Here is a 14432-nt window from a genome sequence, read left to right on the forward strand (position 1 = left end):
CGCGCCCCCTATCTTGCCCCGCCATGAACACGTCCCCCCCTCTTTTGACAGATCGCACGGCTTTGGCCCTGCACCGCGCCCGAGCCTCGGCCTTATTTCTGCACGAAGAGGTCGTGGCCGAAGTTCAGGAAAGACTGGAGGAGGTTAACAGAACCTTTACGGCCCCAGTGGTGGTGACAGGTTTTCCCAGCCTTTGGTCGAATTTCCCGACAATCGCCGATGATGACACGCTTGCGCTGCAACCCGCAGCCCATGATCTGGTGATCCACGCCCTTGCATTGCATTGGGCCAATGATCCGGTTGGTCAGTTGGTGCAATGTCGCCGTGCCCTACAACCTGACGGGCTATTTCTGGGGCTGATGTTCGGCGGACAGACCTTGCACGAATTGCGCGCCTGTCTTGCCGAGGCCGAGGCGGAACTGACCGGCGGCTTGTCGCCCCGCGTTCTGCCGATGGGCGAAATCCGCGATCTGGGCGGGCTTTTGGGCCGGGCTGGCTTTGGCTTGCCTGTGGCCGACAGCTTTACCAAGACCGTGCTTTACACCGATGCCCTGCACCTGATGCGCGACTTGCGCGCGATGGGGGAAGGCAATGCCCTTGCCGCCCGCCTGCGCCGCCCAACCCGCAGGTCAGTGCTGCTGCGGGCGGCTGAGATCTATCACCACCGCTTCGCCACCCCCAATGGCCGCATCCCCGCCACCTTTGAGATTATCTGCCTGACAGGATGGGCCCCACATGACAGCCAGCAAAAGCCGCTCCGCCCCGGATCGGCGGCCGCACGGCTTGCAGATGCGCTGAATGCCGCAGAGACCCCGCTTTCCGACCAAAAAGGTTGACCGCGCCGCAGGGCGGGTTATCTCGGGGCTAACAACACGAGGACGAATATGACCGATGTCATGCCCGGTGCCGGCCGATTGGCCCACGCGCCTTCCGATCATCCCAAGGTTAAGGCCGCAAAGGTGGGCATCCTGCTGGCCAATCTCGGCACGCCGGACAATTACGACTATTGGTCGATGCGGCGCTATCTGAACGAATTCCTGTCCGACAAGCGGGTGGTCGATATTGCCGATTGGAAATGGCAGCCGCTGTTGCAGCTGATCATCCTGACCAAACGGCCCTTTACCAGCGGCGCGAACTACAAGCTGATCTGGAACCACGAGAAAAACGAAAGCCCGCTGTTGACGATCACCAAGGATCAGACCGCGGCGATCGCAGCTCAGATCAAGGCGCGGCACGGGGACCGCGTCATGGTTGATTTCTGCATGCGCTACGGCAATCCCTCAACCGCCTCAAAGGTGCAGGAAATGGTGGCGGCCGGGGTCGAAAAGATCTTGTTCTTCCCGCTTTACCCGCATTACGCCGGCGCGACCTCAGCCACAGCCAATGATGCTTTCTTCCGTGCCTTGATGAAGGAAAAACGCCAACCTGCCGCGCGCGTGGTGGCCGAATACTTTGAACATCCCGCCTATATCGAGGCGCTGGCCCAGTCCGTCGAGCGCGCCTATGCCAAGCTTGAGGTTCGCCCAGATGTGTTGGTCGCCAGCTATCACGGCATGCCGATCCGCTATCTGATGGAGGGCGACCCCTATCACTGCCAATGTGCCAAGACGACACGGCTCTTGCGCGAACGTCTGGGCTGGGACAAAGCCGATATCATCACCACCTTCCAATCGGTCTTTGGCCGGGAAGAATGGCTGAAACCCTATACGGTGGATCATGTGGCCGATCTGGCCAAAGAGGGTAAAAAGCGTATCGCCGTGATCGCGCCTGCCTTTTCGGCTGACTGCATCGAGACCTTGGAAGAAATCAACGGCGAGATCCGTGAATCTTTCGAGCATGCTGGGGGTGAGGAGTTCACCTATATCCCCTGCCTGAACGATGATGCCGCGCATGTTGATGCGCTGGTGCAGGTCATTCAGGAAAATCTGGCGGGTTGGATCTGATCGTTCAGAACCGGCCTGCCTTAGTCTTCACACAAAAAGAAAAGAGCGGCAGGAAACCTGCCGCCCAATTCTTGTACCAATCCGGAAAGGATTAGTTCGAAGCAACAGCGGCGGCAACAGCCACCAGCAGCAGCAGCGGGAGAACCATGCCGCCCGACGACGAAGCGCCAGCTGCAACAACGGTTTCTTCCATGACGGGTTCAGCCATGCCGCCAGCGAAAGCGGTGGTAGCAGCAACCGACAGAGCGGCGGCGAGAGCGATCTTCTTCATAGTGACCTCCAGTTATTGCGCAACGTCGAATTTTTCAGAGGCGACGCTACACACCCAAGACAATTCCTCATGTTGCTCTCCTAATCAGCTTGCCGGGCAATTTGCAATCCACCCGTGCAAGCACAACGAGGCTAGAGCCATCATGTCGTCAAATAAGCAACACTTGCGTGCCCACTTTTGCCATATCGAACAGCTCTTGGATGTGTTCGTTGTACAGGCCCACGCAGCCATTGGACGAACGCCGCCCAATCTTGCGCGTGTCATGGGTGCCGTGAATGCGGTAATAGGTCCAGCTCAGATACAGCGCCCGGGTGCCCAAGGGGTTGTCGGGGGAACCACCCTCGACCACTTCGGGCCATTCCGGATTGCGCTCGCGCATCGACGGCGTCGGCCGCCATGTCGGATTCACCACCTTCTCAACGACTTCGGTCCGACCGCGGCGTGTCAGCTCTTCTGAAAGCGGCACCGACGTGGGGTAAAGCCGATAGATCGACTGATCTTCCGACCAGAAATGCAAGGCACGTGACGTGATATCAACCAAAATCGCGCCGTTGCGGGTATTGTCGAAATAATTCTGCCACTCCAGCATGCGGAAGCTGGAGACGTTGTTGCGCACCTGGCCCCCGGCTGCTGGCAGCATTTCGGTGCTGCCGTCCAGCGCCTGGCCAAAAGCGGGCATAGCCGCGGCAGATGTCAGGGCAGCGGCGCCGCTCAGGAACAGGCGGCGGTTCAGCGACTTGCGATTTTCGGCGGTCATCCGCTGATCTCCGTAAAATGGGAACTGCCGCCTTTTACACGCAGGGCCCACAAGGCGCAAATCAAAGGCCTGTCATTAGCCCGCCGATCGGCAAGGTCACGCAGAGTTGGGTTTGCTCCTTGGCACTTCTTTGGGTAAAGACGGGCAAACTATGGCCCCAGTGGCCCATTCGTGGTGGCATAAGATGAACAGACGGACAGTTTTCTTGATGGGTGGCGCTGCCGCCGTTCTCGGTGCCTGCGGTATCGGCATGGGCGAGCCGCAGGTGGGCGCCGATGGCCGGCCCTTGCCGCGCGTCTACAAAATCAACAATTCGACCGCCGAAAAGATCCCCTTCCGGGTGCTTGACTCGGTCAACACTCTGCGCGCGGCCAAAGGTGCGGCGCCCTTGCAGCTGAACGCCGAACTGAATGCCGCCGCCTTGACCCATTCGCGCGATATGTCGGTGCAAAACCGCCCTTGGCACTTTGGCTCGGACGGCTCCTCGCCGCTCCAGCGCGTGCAGCGCGTGGGCTATCCCGGAAAGTTCTTGGGCGAGCTGATCTCGGAAACCTATGAGACCGAGATGGAGTCTCTCGCCGCTTGGATGGCGCAACCCGACACCCGCAACGTCATCTTGGACCCGATGGCGCGCAACCTTGGCTTTGCCTGGTTCCAAGAGCCGGGCGGCAAGATCTGGTGGACGCTGCTGACGGGCGGCTAAGCCATTCGTTTTTCGACAGAACATCGGGGGCCGGTGGCCCCCTTTTTCGTGCCCGCTTATGGCAGGATCAAGATCGGTGTGCCGGGTTTGACCATCGCATAGATGGTTTCCATCTGCCGATCGGTCACTGCAACACAGCCCGCCGTCCAGTCGCGCTTGGTCACCTTCCGGTTCGGCCCGCCATGGATGAAGATATCTCCGCCCGGCGGCTTGCCTTGCGCGGCGGCAAAGGCCCGGTCCTGTGCATTGGGATAGCTGACCCCCAAAGACAGGTAGAACTCTGAATTCGGGTTGCGATGGGTGATGGTGTAAACCCCTTCCGGGGTTTTGCCGTCGCCCTCAAACTGCTTATGCCCCTCGGGGGTAAAGCCAAGGCTGACGTTATACTTTTTCAGCACTTTTTCATTGTGCAGCAGATACATCTTGCGGTCCGCCTTATGCACCTGAATCTGGGTGACCTCGGGGCCGTCATAGGTCTTGAATTTACCGCTGCCACAGGCCGTGATCGCAAAAGCGGCCACGATCAGAAGAAGAATCCGGAAAACGGCCATATGCTGCGACTGCCCTGATTTGCCCATGTTTTTCCGCCGAATAGCGGATTTTCGCCAATCTGGCCAGCACGCTTTGGAGGATCACAGGATCTTTATCTCACGGACCGTGCACAAAGGACCTAGCGGCTCAACCGCGCCGCCAGCTCGACATGTGACGACCAGCGGAACTGATCCACGACCTGCACCCAGTCCAGTTGATACCCTGCCTCAACCAGCACCCGTGCATCGCGGGCAAAGGTCGCGGGGTTGCACGAGACATAGGCAATCACCGGAACTGCGGTTTTGGCCAGCACAGCCACCTGCGCCTCGGCCCCCGCGCGCGGCGGATCGATCACCACGGCCTCCACGCCCTTGAACTCATCCGGCTCCAAGGGGCGGCGAAACAGGTCGCGCGTCTCGGCCGTCAGCCGCTTTAGCCCCTCGGCCATACGCGCGCCCTTTTCCAAGGCGGCGATCATCGTGGCCTCGCCTTCCACGGCATGCACCTCGGCGCGTTCGGCCAAGGGAATGCTGAAGGTGCCTGATCCCGCAAAAAGATCGACGACCTTACGCGCCGAACCAATGGCAAGAGCTACGGCTTGCAACAGCGCCGTCTCCCCCTCGGCCGTGGCCTGCAAGAAGGCCCCCGGCGGCGGGGCGACCAGCGCGCGGCCAAAGCGTTGCACCGGGGCGGCCCGTAAGGCGACCGTCTCACCGTTCCAGGTCAGGCGCGCAATCTTGTGCGCCTCGCACAGCCGCGCCATCTCCATCTGCAAGGCCGCATCCAGCGGCTTGCCCCCCGTTACTGCCACATCCGCCCCGGCAAGGCTGCGCGTCACGGTCAGTTGCACCTCAACCGTGCGCGAGCCGCCCAGTTTCACCAGCATTTCCAAGGCTGGAAAGGCCGCAATCAGATCAGGATGCAACAACTGGCAGTTTGGCACCGCGACCAGCGTATCACTGGCGCGGGCGTGAAAGCCCATTTGCACGCCGCCTTTGGTCTTGCGCGCCGACAGCGTGGCCCGCCGGCGCGACCGCGCGGGCGAGGTGGCCATGGGCCGGAACGTGGCCAACATCCCCTGCGCCGCCAAAGCGCCGACGACGATGCCCTGTTTCCACTCTGCCACAAAGTCATCGGAGACATGCTGCATCAGACAGCCACCGCAGGTGCGCGCGTGGGCGCAGGGCGGTTTCACCCGCTTGGGCGAGGGAGTGATGATCCGTAGATTGGTCAGCGTGTCCTTGACCAGATCGCCCTCAACCACTTCACCGGGCAGGCAACCGGGCGCATAGATCGGCACCATCTTGCCCGCAGCGTCTTCGGCCATGGCAATGCCGTCCCCATGGTGGCCCAGCCTGTCGATCGTCAGTTTCACGCGTCATCCTCATCCGTGCCGATGAACCCGCCCGACTGGCGGTTCCAATAGCGCGCATAGACCCCACCCTTGGCCAAAAGGCCAGCGTGATCGCCCTGCTCGACGATGCGGCCTTGCTCCATCACAATAATCCGGTCCATCGCGGCAATCGTCGACAAGCGGTGCGCGATGGCCAGCACGGTCTTGCCCTGCATCACCCGGCCAAGCGCCTCTTGGATGCTGGCTTCAACCTCGCTGTCCAAAGCACTCGTCGCCTCGTCCAGCACAAGGATCGGCGCGTCCTTCAGGAACGCCCGCGCCAGCGCAATCCGCTGCCGCTGCCCACCCGACAGCTTGACGCCGCGTTCGCCAAGATAGGCCTCATATCCGCGCCGCCCCTGATGATCGAGCATGCCATCAATGAACTCATGCGCCTCGGCGGCCTTGGATGCGGCGATGATTTCAGGATCGGTCGCATCGGGGCGGCCATAGCCGATGTTGTCGCGCGCACTGCGGTTGAACATCGCGGTTTCCTGCGTGACCATCCCGATCTGACGGCGCAAGGACTCTTGGCTCACCGCCCGCACATCCTGCCCATCAACCAAAACCCGGCCCTGTTCGGTGTCATAAAGCCTGAGAAGCAGCGCCACGAGGCTGGATTTCCCTGCCCCCGAAGCGCCCACGATCCCCAGCTTTTCCCCGGCCCGGATTGTCAGATCAATATCCGCAACGCCACCGCGCTGGCGACCATAGGCAAAGGTCACACCTTCAAACCGGATCTCACCCTTGACACGCGCAAGCTCCACCGCGCCCGGCGCATCGGCAAGGCTGTGCGCCACGGCCAAGGTCTGCATCCCGTCCTCCACCTCACCGACCGAGGTGTAGATCGTCATCAGGGTAAAGCTGACCCAGCCGGTCATCTGGGCGATCCGCATGGAAATCGCCCCGGCTGCCGCGATGCTGCCCGGCGTCGCCAGCCCGTCTTGCCACAGCAAAATGGTGCCCCCGATCAGGATCACCGGCAAAATCCCCGCCAGCGTCATCAGCGCCAGCCGGAACCATGCGGCAATGACGCCGTATTCCAGAGACCGGTCGCGAAACACCTCCATCGCTTTCAAGGCAACCCGGTCCTCAAAGGCGGCATGGGCGAAAAGCTTGACCGTCTTGATGTTGGTGATGGTGTCCACCACCTGCCCCGTCACCATAGCCCGACTGCTTGCGCGCGCCGCTGAATTGGCGCGCACCATCGGGATGAAGACCTTGATCAGCAAGAGATAGGCCAAAAGCCAGATCGCCAGCGCCAAGCCAATCCGCAGATCGACCGAAAACAAAAACACGACCGAGGCGATCACCGAGGCCAAAGCAAAGGCCACGGTGTTGATCATTTCGGTCGTGACATCCGTTACCGCCCGCGCCGCCTGCATCTGCTTTTGCGCAATCCGGCCGGCGAAATCATTGTCGAAGAACGTCAATGCTTGGCCCAGCGTCCAGCGGTGCAACCGGCTGAGTACGAGTGGCAACAGGTTTGGCCCCAGCGTGATCTGAACTGAGGCGGATGAAATCGCGTAACTGACCGGCCGCAGGATCAGGTAAAATGCCATCGACCACATGAGAAGATCGAAATGATCGGTGAAAAAGGTCGCAGGATTGCCGCCCACGGCCGCATCAATCACCCAGCCTAGCACCAAGGCCGAAATGACCTCGGTCACCCCGGCCAAAGACGACAGAAAGGCCGAAAACCAAAGCTGCGCCCATGACCCTTGCAGCGCCCAGTTAAAGAAGGCCCCCAAGGTCTGCGGCGGCGCTGATTTGGCGGGTCGAAAGGCATCAATCCAATCGCCCATGCGCAGCAAACTCATGCCTCGTCCTCCAGCCCGATAAAGCCACCCGACTGCCGGGCCCAGAACCGGGCATATAGCCCGCCCTTGGCCAAAAGCCCGGCATGGCTGCCCTCTTCGGCAATCCGCCCATCTTCCAAGACCACAATCCGGTCCATCGCGGCGATGGTGGACAGCCGGTGCGCAATCGCGATCACCGTCTTGCCTTCCATCACGCCATAAAGCGCCTCTTGGATCGCGGCCTCAGCCTCACTGTCCAAGGCACTGGTCGCCTCATCCAAGATCAGGATCGGCGCATCCTTCAGGATCACCCGCGCCAATGTCACCCTTTGGCGCTGCCCACCCGAAAGCTTCACCCCCCGCTCGCCCACATGGGCGTCATAGCCGGTACGGCCCTGCGGATCTTCCAGCGTCAGGATGAACTCATGCGCTTCGGCCTGCTTGGCCGCGGCAATCATCTGATCCTCGCTCGCCTTGGGGCGGCCATACAGAATATTGTCGCGCACCGAGCGGTGCAACAGGCTGCTGTCTTGGCTCACCATACCGATGTGGGCGCGCAGACTGTCTTGGGTCACGCGCGCAATATCTTGCCCGTCAATCGCAATGCGCCCCGATTCCGTGTCGTAAAACCGCAGCATCAGCTTGACCAAGGTCGACTTGCCCGCCCCGGACCGGCCGACAATGCCGATCTTCTCGCCCGGGCGGATCGTCAGCGACAGGTTCTGCAACCCGCCCGAACCGCGCCCATAATGATGGCTGATCCCGTCAATCTCGATCAAGCCGTCACGAAACGCCAAGGGCTTGGCGCCCGGTGCATCGACCAGCCCGATCGGATGGGCAATCGTCTCCATCCCCTCTTGCACGACGCCCAAAGCCTGCACGAGCGAGGTGAAGGCCCACATGATCCAATAGGTCATGTTGTTCAGCCGCAAGACAAGCGCCGTTGCCGCCGCCACAGTGCCTACGCTGGCCGCCCCTTGCACCCAAAGCAAAATCGCCCAGCCCGTCACCGCCACGATCAACCCGCCGTTCAAGGTGGTCAGCGCCAGATCCATCTTGGTGATGATCCGCATCTCTTGCTTGAACGTCTCACGGGCGTGTTCGATGCTCTCTTTGGCATAGGCCATTTCCGTGTCATGTCGGGCAAAGAGCTTGACCGAGTGAATGTTCGTGTAGGCATCGACGACGCGCCCTGTCACCGCAGAGCGCGCATCCGAACTGGCCTTTGACGCCGGGCCCGCGCGCAGCACGGTCCAGCGCACCAAAGCCATATAGAGCACAAACCACACCACCAAAGGCAGCAACAGCCGCGGGTCAGCGTCGGCCAGCATGATCCCCGCGCCGACCACGGTGACACTGGCAAAGGCCACCGCATCAAAGGTCTGAAACACCGCATCCCCAGCGGCGGGCGGGGTTTGCATGATCCGGTTGGCGATGCGCCCGGCAAAATCGGATTCAAACCAACCCACAGGTTGGCGGATCACATGGGCATGGGCGCGCCACCGGATCATGGTGCCAAAATTAGGCAAGATGGTGTTGTGCAACAGCGCAATATTGCCGACCAGCAGCAAAGGCCGCAGGATCAACACGGCCAGCGCCACGCCCACAAGCTCGGCCCCATGCGCCGCCCAGAACCCGGCAGGCCCGGCGGTTGCCAACTGGTCCACCAGCCGCCCGACATACCAAATCAACGCCACATCGGCGAAGGCCGCCAGAACCGACAGCACGGCGGTGGCCGCGAACACCTTGCGAAAGGGGCGGATATAGTCAGCCAAAAACGGCCACAGCTTGCGCGGCGGCGAGTCGGTTTGGGGATAGGGGGCATAGGGGTCAATCAACCCCTCAAAGAACTTGAACATGTTTTTCCTGCTCTGCTGCGCAGAGATAGCGCGTCTTGCAAGCAGGTGCCACCTCCTTGAGCACGTCGTGCACGCGTCGGAAAACCACCGCGAGGGGTGCAGGAACTGCTCGACGAGTGCGCGTCAGTCCAAGAAATCGGCGCGCGTCAGGCGCAGATCGCTGGCCAACCAGCGCGCCTCGATCTCTTTCAACCGCGCGCCCAGCGCCGCCCCCTGCAGATCAGGCATCAAATCAATCGCCGTCACCGGCATCACGCTGGCAGCACCACGAGCAACGTCAGTTTGCCAGTCCGTTGGCAAGGTGCTTTCCAACAGTGCCGCCCTCAGCAACACCGCATCGCGGCCCCCCTCGGCCCCCAGTTTCCAGCCCAGCGCGGCGGGCGACCACCCGCGTCCCACCGCATCCCGCAAGGCAGCAAGAACCGCCGCATCGGCCCGCGACAGGCGCAACCGGTCCTCCACATCTTGGCCGCCCAAAGCCGCCAACCGACGCTGCCAGCGTGGAGGCAGGCCGCTTTCCAGATGCACCAAAGGCGCCAAAGCACGTGTATCAGACCCCGGCAAGACACGGGTTAGAACCCCTGCTTGCGCCATCGCTGCCACGGCGGGGGCGGGGGCGGGCGCGGCAAGAAGCTTACGAATTTCTGACCCGATCCGCTCGCGCGACAGACCATCCACCCCTTCGGCCAATTCGGCTGAGGCGGCCAGCGCTTCGGCATCCATGCCTTGCCCGGGATCACCGTAATGGGCGTGAAACCGAAAGAACCGCAAGATCCGCAGATAATCCTCGCGGATACGCTGATGCGCATCCCCCACAAATCGCAACCGCCGCGCCACAAGGTCCGGCAAGCCACCCAAGGGGTCAATCACATTGCCCCGCAGATCGGCATAAAGCGCGTTCATGGTGAAATCGCGCCGCGCGGCATCTTCCGTGACATCATCGGCAAAGGCCACCACCGCGCGCCGACCATCGGTTTCCACGTCGCGCCGAAAGGTCGTTACCTCATGCGGCACGCCGCCCGCGATGACCGTCACCGTGCCATGCTCGATCCCCGTTGGCACCACGCGCAAACCTGCCGCTTCAGCCAACCGGGTTACGGTTTCAGGCCGGGCATCGGTGGCAATATCGACATCAGCCACCGAAACGCCCAAAAGCGCATTGCGGACACAACCGCCCACGAACAAGGCCCGATACCCTGCCGCTTCCAAGGCCCCGCACAGGGCCTGCGTGCCGGGCTGTGCCAGCCAGTCCCCCGTGATCATCATCGCGCCACCCGCTCGGCCAGCCCACGCAAGATGCGCGCCGTTGCCCCCCAGATGTAATAGGGCCCATAAGGCACCGCATAATAGCGCCGCCATTCGCCGCGCCAGCGCCGTCGCTCGATCACATAAGACTTGGGGTCCAGCACATGCGCCAAGGGCACGGTGAAGACCTCATCCACCTCGCCCGCCTCGGGGATGGGGCGGAAATCAGCTGTAATCTGGCCAAGGACCGGCGTCACAATAAACCCGGTCACGGTTTCATGCGTGGGCAAGCGGCCCCAGATCTCGACCAGCTCCTCGGGCAGGCCCACCTCCTCGCGCGATTCGCGCAAGGCCGCCGCTTCAAGACTGGGGTCTGTCGCATCCAGCTTGCCACCCGGAAAGGCAATTTGCCCCGGATGATGCTTCAGCCGTGATGAGCGTTTGGTCAGCAAAAGCCGATCCCCCCAAACCGCCACCAAAACCGCCGCAGGCCGCAACACGCGGCCGGGCGGCAGCTGGATCGCCGGGTTCAGGTCAAAATCAGACGAGGCGCCAGCGGGACGCAACAAAGCATCACGCAGGCGCGCGGCCTCAGGCATTCTTCGCCTCAAACCCAAGCGTCTTTGGGTCCAATTCGTAATGCGCGCTGCAGAACTGACAATCAGCGGTCACCACGCCCGCCTCGGTCGTCATGTGCTTGATGTCTTTTTGGCTGTAGATCGACATGGCTTGCCGCACCTTGTCTTCCGAGCAAGAGCACCCAAACCGCACCGGCTGGGCGTCAAACACCCGCGGGGCCTCTTCATGGAAGAGCCGAACCAACAGCTCAGTCGGCGAGACCGAAGGTCCGATCAACTCCAACTCTTCGACCGTTTCCAACAGCGCATTGGCCCGAGTCCAATTCTCGCTGTCTTCGCCCGACAGAATATCGACGTGGCTCAAGAGCCCGCCTTCGCCCGACCCGGCCTCAGCCGCCACGGGGCGATTGCCGCCAATAGACGGCATGTGCTGCAGCATCACCCCGCCCGCGCGCCAATGAGACCGGCCGCCCGGCACCTGACTTTTGCCAAAGGTCAGTACAAAGCGGCTGGGCAATTGTTCGGACTGCGCGAAATAGGTTTCGGCACAAGAGGCCAGCGAGCCGCCCGCGATTGGGGTAAAGCCCTGATAGGGCACCATGCCTTCGCCCTGATCGATCATCACGGCAAAATACCCGTCGCCGATTTGGCTAAAGGGGGCAGCGTCATGATCCAGACGGTCCGCATCATAGCTGGCATAGGCGCGAATGCGCGCGGGTTCACCCTCTTCCGCGGGACCGTAATAGTCGGTGGCAATCAGCCGGGCCGCGCCCTTTCCGCGCACCTGCAACGAAAGCTTCCAGCGCAGTTTCACCGATTGGCCGATCAGCGCCGTCAACAGCGCCATCTCGGCCACCAGCGCTTCGATCACGGGCGGATAGCTGTGCTGCTTCAGCACCTGATCCAGAACACCGTCCAGACGGGCGACACGGCCACGCACATCGGCGCGGTCAAGCTGAAAGGGAAGGACGGTATCGTCCCAGGTGATGGTCTGCGCGGTCATATGGGGTTTCCTAAGTCTGCCGTTCTTGGCATACCGCGCCTATATAGTCAGGGCAACCGTCGCACCAAGGGGGCATCATGATCAGACGCTACGGCGAGCCGGTAGTGGCGGGGCAGATTTACCGCCGCCGTCCCGGGGTCTATGCTATCCTGCTGCGCAGCGATGACATCCTGCTGACCCATCAGGCCGAACCAGATAACGAATTCCAGCTTCCCGGCGGCGGCATTGATCCGGGCGAACACCCGCTGCCCGCTTTGCACCGCGAAGTGATGGAGGAAACCGGCTGGCGCATCACCGCTGCGCGCAGGTTCGGTGCCTTCCGCCGCTTTTGCTATATGCCCGACTATGACCGCTGGGCCGAAAAGATTTGCACGATCTATCTCGCCCAGCCCACGCTGCGGCTTGGTCCGCCGACCGAAAAAGGCCATTCCGCCCATTGGATGCCCGCACATCAAGCGCTTGATCTTCTGGGCAATGACGGCGACCGCGCCTTGCTGGCACAAGCGCTCGCCAGCCGCTCTTAACCGGGATCTGGGAGGGTTCAGGCCCCCTGATAATCAAAAATCAGGGCCGAGACATCATCGGGAAACTCCACCCCCCCGGCATGTTTTGACAAATCCCAAACCAGTGCCTCCAAAAGGTCGGCACTGGGCAGCGTGGCATTGGCCATCAAAAGCGCCGTCAACCCTTCGCCCCCAAGCTCTTGGCCGTCAGGGGCCGGGCATTCCGTCATCCCGTCCGAAATCAGGATCAGCCGATCACCCGGCTGCAACTGGCCCGTCACCTGTCCATAGCTGGCCCCCTCAACCAACCCAATCGGCATGCCCCCATCGCCCAGCACATCCACCCGGCCATCGCGGCGCAGCACCAAAGGGTGCGGATGCCCGGCCTGCGTCAGCGCGAAGGCACCGGTGGCCATGTTCACCTCGGCGTAGGCCAAGGTAAAATACTGATCAACTTGCAGATCTTCGATCATCAGGCGATTCAACCGCTCGGCCAACAAGGCCGGCGGATAGGCATCGCGCCGCCCCTGTGGCCCTGGTCTCAACGCAATGTTCTGATCGGGTGATCCGCCAGATAACAACCCCGCCAGCCGCGCCGTCATCATGGCCGAGGCCACACCATGGCCCGACACATCGACCGCAAAGAGCCCCAGCCGGTGCGAATCGATCACGAAGCTGCCCACCAGATCGCCCCCGACATGACCCGAGGGCTTCAAAAGCAAGGACACAGTCCCTGCCCCGTAATCGCGGAACCGGTCGCGCACCAAGCCATCTTGCAGCTTGCGCGCCTCAATCAGATCACGGTCCAGCGAATCATAGAGTTTTTGCAGTTCATCGAGCGTGGTGCCGATCAGCCGGTTTTTCTGCACCAACTCGCGCTGCATGCCCAAGATCCGCTCCCCCGCCCGCAGGCGGGCACGCAACTCGGTCAGGCTGACGGGTTTTGACAGGAAGTCATCCGCCCCAACTTCCAGCCCATCGGCCACCTCGGCCTTTTCCGACTTGGAGGTGAGCAGAATGAAATACCCATAGCCATCACGCGGCAAACCCTTGAAGCTTCGGCAAAACTCAAGGCCAGTCATCCCCGGCATCATCCAGTCTGACACCACCATCTCAAAGTCCGTGGACTGGCACGCGTGCAGTGCCTCTTCGCCGCTGGCGGCCTCAACCACCCGGTAGCCCCAGCGCTGCAACTGCAAGGCAAGAATCCGGCGCTGTGCCGTGCTGTCATCCACAACCAAAACCGGCAAAGGCCCTGAAAAGCCCGCCCCGGTTTGGGCGCCCACGGATGCGGACCTGGCCTCTGTCATACTCAACACCACAATCAACCCCCATCGCCCGACACCCCATGTCAGCCCGTCCTGTTTGCGCCAGACGCCTTAAGACAAAATGAAATCTAAAATCCTTCGCAGCTTGCGACGGCGACTAACCCTTCCTTAAGGCCAGGGGCGCAAGACTGGCCTCGGGCTCGCAGCATGGGGCGTCTGATGATCGACTGGGGTCGCGTGGCCGAACTTCGGGATGAGGTTGGCGCAGAAAACTTTTCCGAAATTGTCGCGCTCTTCTTGGAAGAGGCAGACGAGGCTACCCAGCACCCACTGGCGCCGGGCGATGCCAGATCGCTGGAATCCCTGCTGCATTTCCTTAAGGGCTCCGCCTTGAACCTCGGGTTCTCGGACCTCGCCCTCCTGTGCCAGACGGGTGAGCGCCTTGCCGCGCAAGGCAACACATCGACGGATATGACCCAGATCAGGGCAGTTTATGCGGCATCAAAGGCGGCCTTCACTGCCAGACTTGACAGCTGACCACCAGCGCGGCCTGACCCCCCTTGCGCCCGGCGTTCGTGG

15 protein-coding genes are annotated in these 14432 nt (G+C 61.8%); 5 read left to right on the plus strand and 10 right to left on the minus strand.

From position 1 onward, the window contains the following. Window positions 1-23: 23 nt before the first annotated feature. Window positions 24-836 (plus strand): methyltransferase domain-containing protein, encoded by an 813-nt coding sequence (locus AC72UB_RS10145; protein WP_505189672.1) that lies wholly within the window; start codon window positions 24-26, stop codon window positions 834-836. A 48-nt stretch (window positions 837-884) separates the two neighbouring features. After that, a complete protein-coding gene (hemH, locus tag AC72UB_RS10150) occupies window positions 885-1943 on the plus strand; it encodes a ferrochelatase (protein WP_505189673.1) in 1059 nt (352 codons plus the stop codon). A 91-nt stretch (window positions 1944-2034) separates the two neighbouring features. On the opposite strand, the gene AC72UB_RS10155 is transcribed toward hemH, so the two are convergent. After that, entirely contained in the window at window positions 2035-2214 is a 180-nt protein-coding gene (locus AC72UB_RS10155) for a hypothetical protein (protein ID WP_463288705.1), read from the minus strand. A gap of 148 nt (window positions 2215-2362) precedes the next feature. Beyond that, window positions 2363-2971, minus strand: a complete 609-nt coding sequence (locus AC72UB_RS10160; RefSeq protein WP_463288706.1) for a L,D-transpeptidase — start codon at window positions 2969-2971, stop codon at window positions 2363-2365. A 184-nt stretch (window positions 2972-3155) separates the two neighbouring features. On the opposite strand from AC72UB_RS10160, the gene dalA reads away from it, so the two are divergent. Continuing rightward, entirely contained in the window at window positions 3156-3674 is a 519-nt protein-coding gene (gene dalA, locus AC72UB_RS10165; RefSeq protein WP_505189674.1) for a divisome-associated lipoprotein DalA, read from the plus strand. A gap of 56 nt (window positions 3675-3730) precedes the next feature. Here dalA and AC72UB_RS10170 read toward each other — a convergent pair whose 3' ends face one another. From AC72UB_RS10170 to hslO, 7 genes are all read right to left on the minus strand, one after another. Beyond that, entirely contained in the window at window positions 3731-4225 is a 495-nt protein-coding gene (locus AC72UB_RS10170) for a L,D-transpeptidase family protein (protein ID WP_505189675.1), read from the minus strand. Between the two features lie 119 nt (window positions 4226-4344). Further along, window positions 4345-5580: a class I SAM-dependent RNA methyltransferase gene (locus tag AC72UB_RS10175; RefSeq protein WP_505189676.1), complete on the minus strand. Its 1236-nt coding sequence runs from the start codon at window positions 5578-5580 to the stop codon at window positions 4345-4347. Continuing rightward, entirely contained in the window at window positions 5577-7418 is a 1842-nt protein-coding gene (locus AC72UB_RS10180) for an ABC transporter ATP-binding protein (protein WP_505189677.1), read from the minus strand. The genes AC72UB_RS10175 and AC72UB_RS10180 overlap by 4 nt, the downstream gene beginning before the upstream one ends. Further along, window positions 7415-9256 (minus strand): ABC transporter ATP-binding protein, encoded by a 1842-nt coding sequence (locus AC72UB_RS10185; protein ID WP_505189678.1) that lies wholly within the window; start codon window positions 9254-9256, stop codon window positions 7415-7417. Before AC72UB_RS10185 ends, AC72UB_RS10180 begins: the two co-directional genes overlap by 4 nt. Before the next feature lie 123 nt (window positions 9257-9379). Then, entirely contained in the window at window positions 9380-10522 is a 1143-nt protein-coding gene (locus AC72UB_RS10190; protein ID WP_505189679.1) for a CCA tRNA nucleotidyltransferase, read from the minus strand. Beyond that, window positions 10519-11100, minus strand: a complete 582-nt coding sequence (locus tag AC72UB_RS10195; RefSeq protein ID WP_505189680.1) for a CoA pyrophosphatase — start codon at window positions 11098-11100, stop codon at window positions 10519-10521. The genes AC72UB_RS10190 and AC72UB_RS10195 overlap by 4 nt, the downstream gene beginning before the upstream one ends. After that, on the minus strand, window positions 11093-12082 hold the full coding sequence (gene hslO / locus AC72UB_RS10200) for an Hsp33 family molecular chaperone HslO (protein ID WP_463288714.1): 990 nt from the start codon (window positions 12080-12082) through the stop codon (window positions 11093-11095). Before hslO ends, AC72UB_RS10195 begins: the two co-directional genes overlap by 8 nt. A gap of 77 nt (window positions 12083-12159) precedes the next feature. Between hslO and AC72UB_RS10205 the strand changes: the two genes are divergently transcribed. Next, window positions 12160-12606: an NUDIX hydrolase gene (locus AC72UB_RS10205; protein WP_505189681.1), complete on the plus strand. Its 447-nt coding sequence runs from the start codon at window positions 12160-12162 to the stop codon at window positions 12604-12606. A gap of 17 nt (window positions 12607-12623) precedes the next feature. Here AC72UB_RS10205 and AC72UB_RS10210 read toward each other — a convergent pair whose 3' ends face one another. Next, window positions 12624-13895 carry a PP2C family protein-serine/threonine phosphatase gene (locus tag AC72UB_RS10210; RefSeq protein ID WP_505189682.1) on the minus strand — a complete coding sequence of 424 codons (1272 nt, stop codon included), beginning with the start codon at window positions 13893-13895 and terminating at the stop codon, window positions 12624-12626. 177 nt (window positions 13896-14072) lie between these two features. Here AC72UB_RS10210 and AC72UB_RS10215 point away from each other — a divergent pair, with 177 nt between their 5' ends. After that, a complete protein-coding gene (locus AC72UB_RS10215) occupies window positions 14073-14390 on the plus strand; it encodes an Hpt domain-containing protein (protein WP_505189683.1) in 318 nt (105 codons plus the stop codon). Window positions 14391-14432: the final 42 nt, after the last annotated feature.

The organism is Allotabrizicola aquatica (SeqCode), from assembly GCF_965194375.1.
Lineage (GTDB): Bacteria > Pseudomonadota > Alphaproteobacteria > Rhodobacterales > Rhodobacteraceae > Tabrizicola_A > Tabrizicola_A aquatica.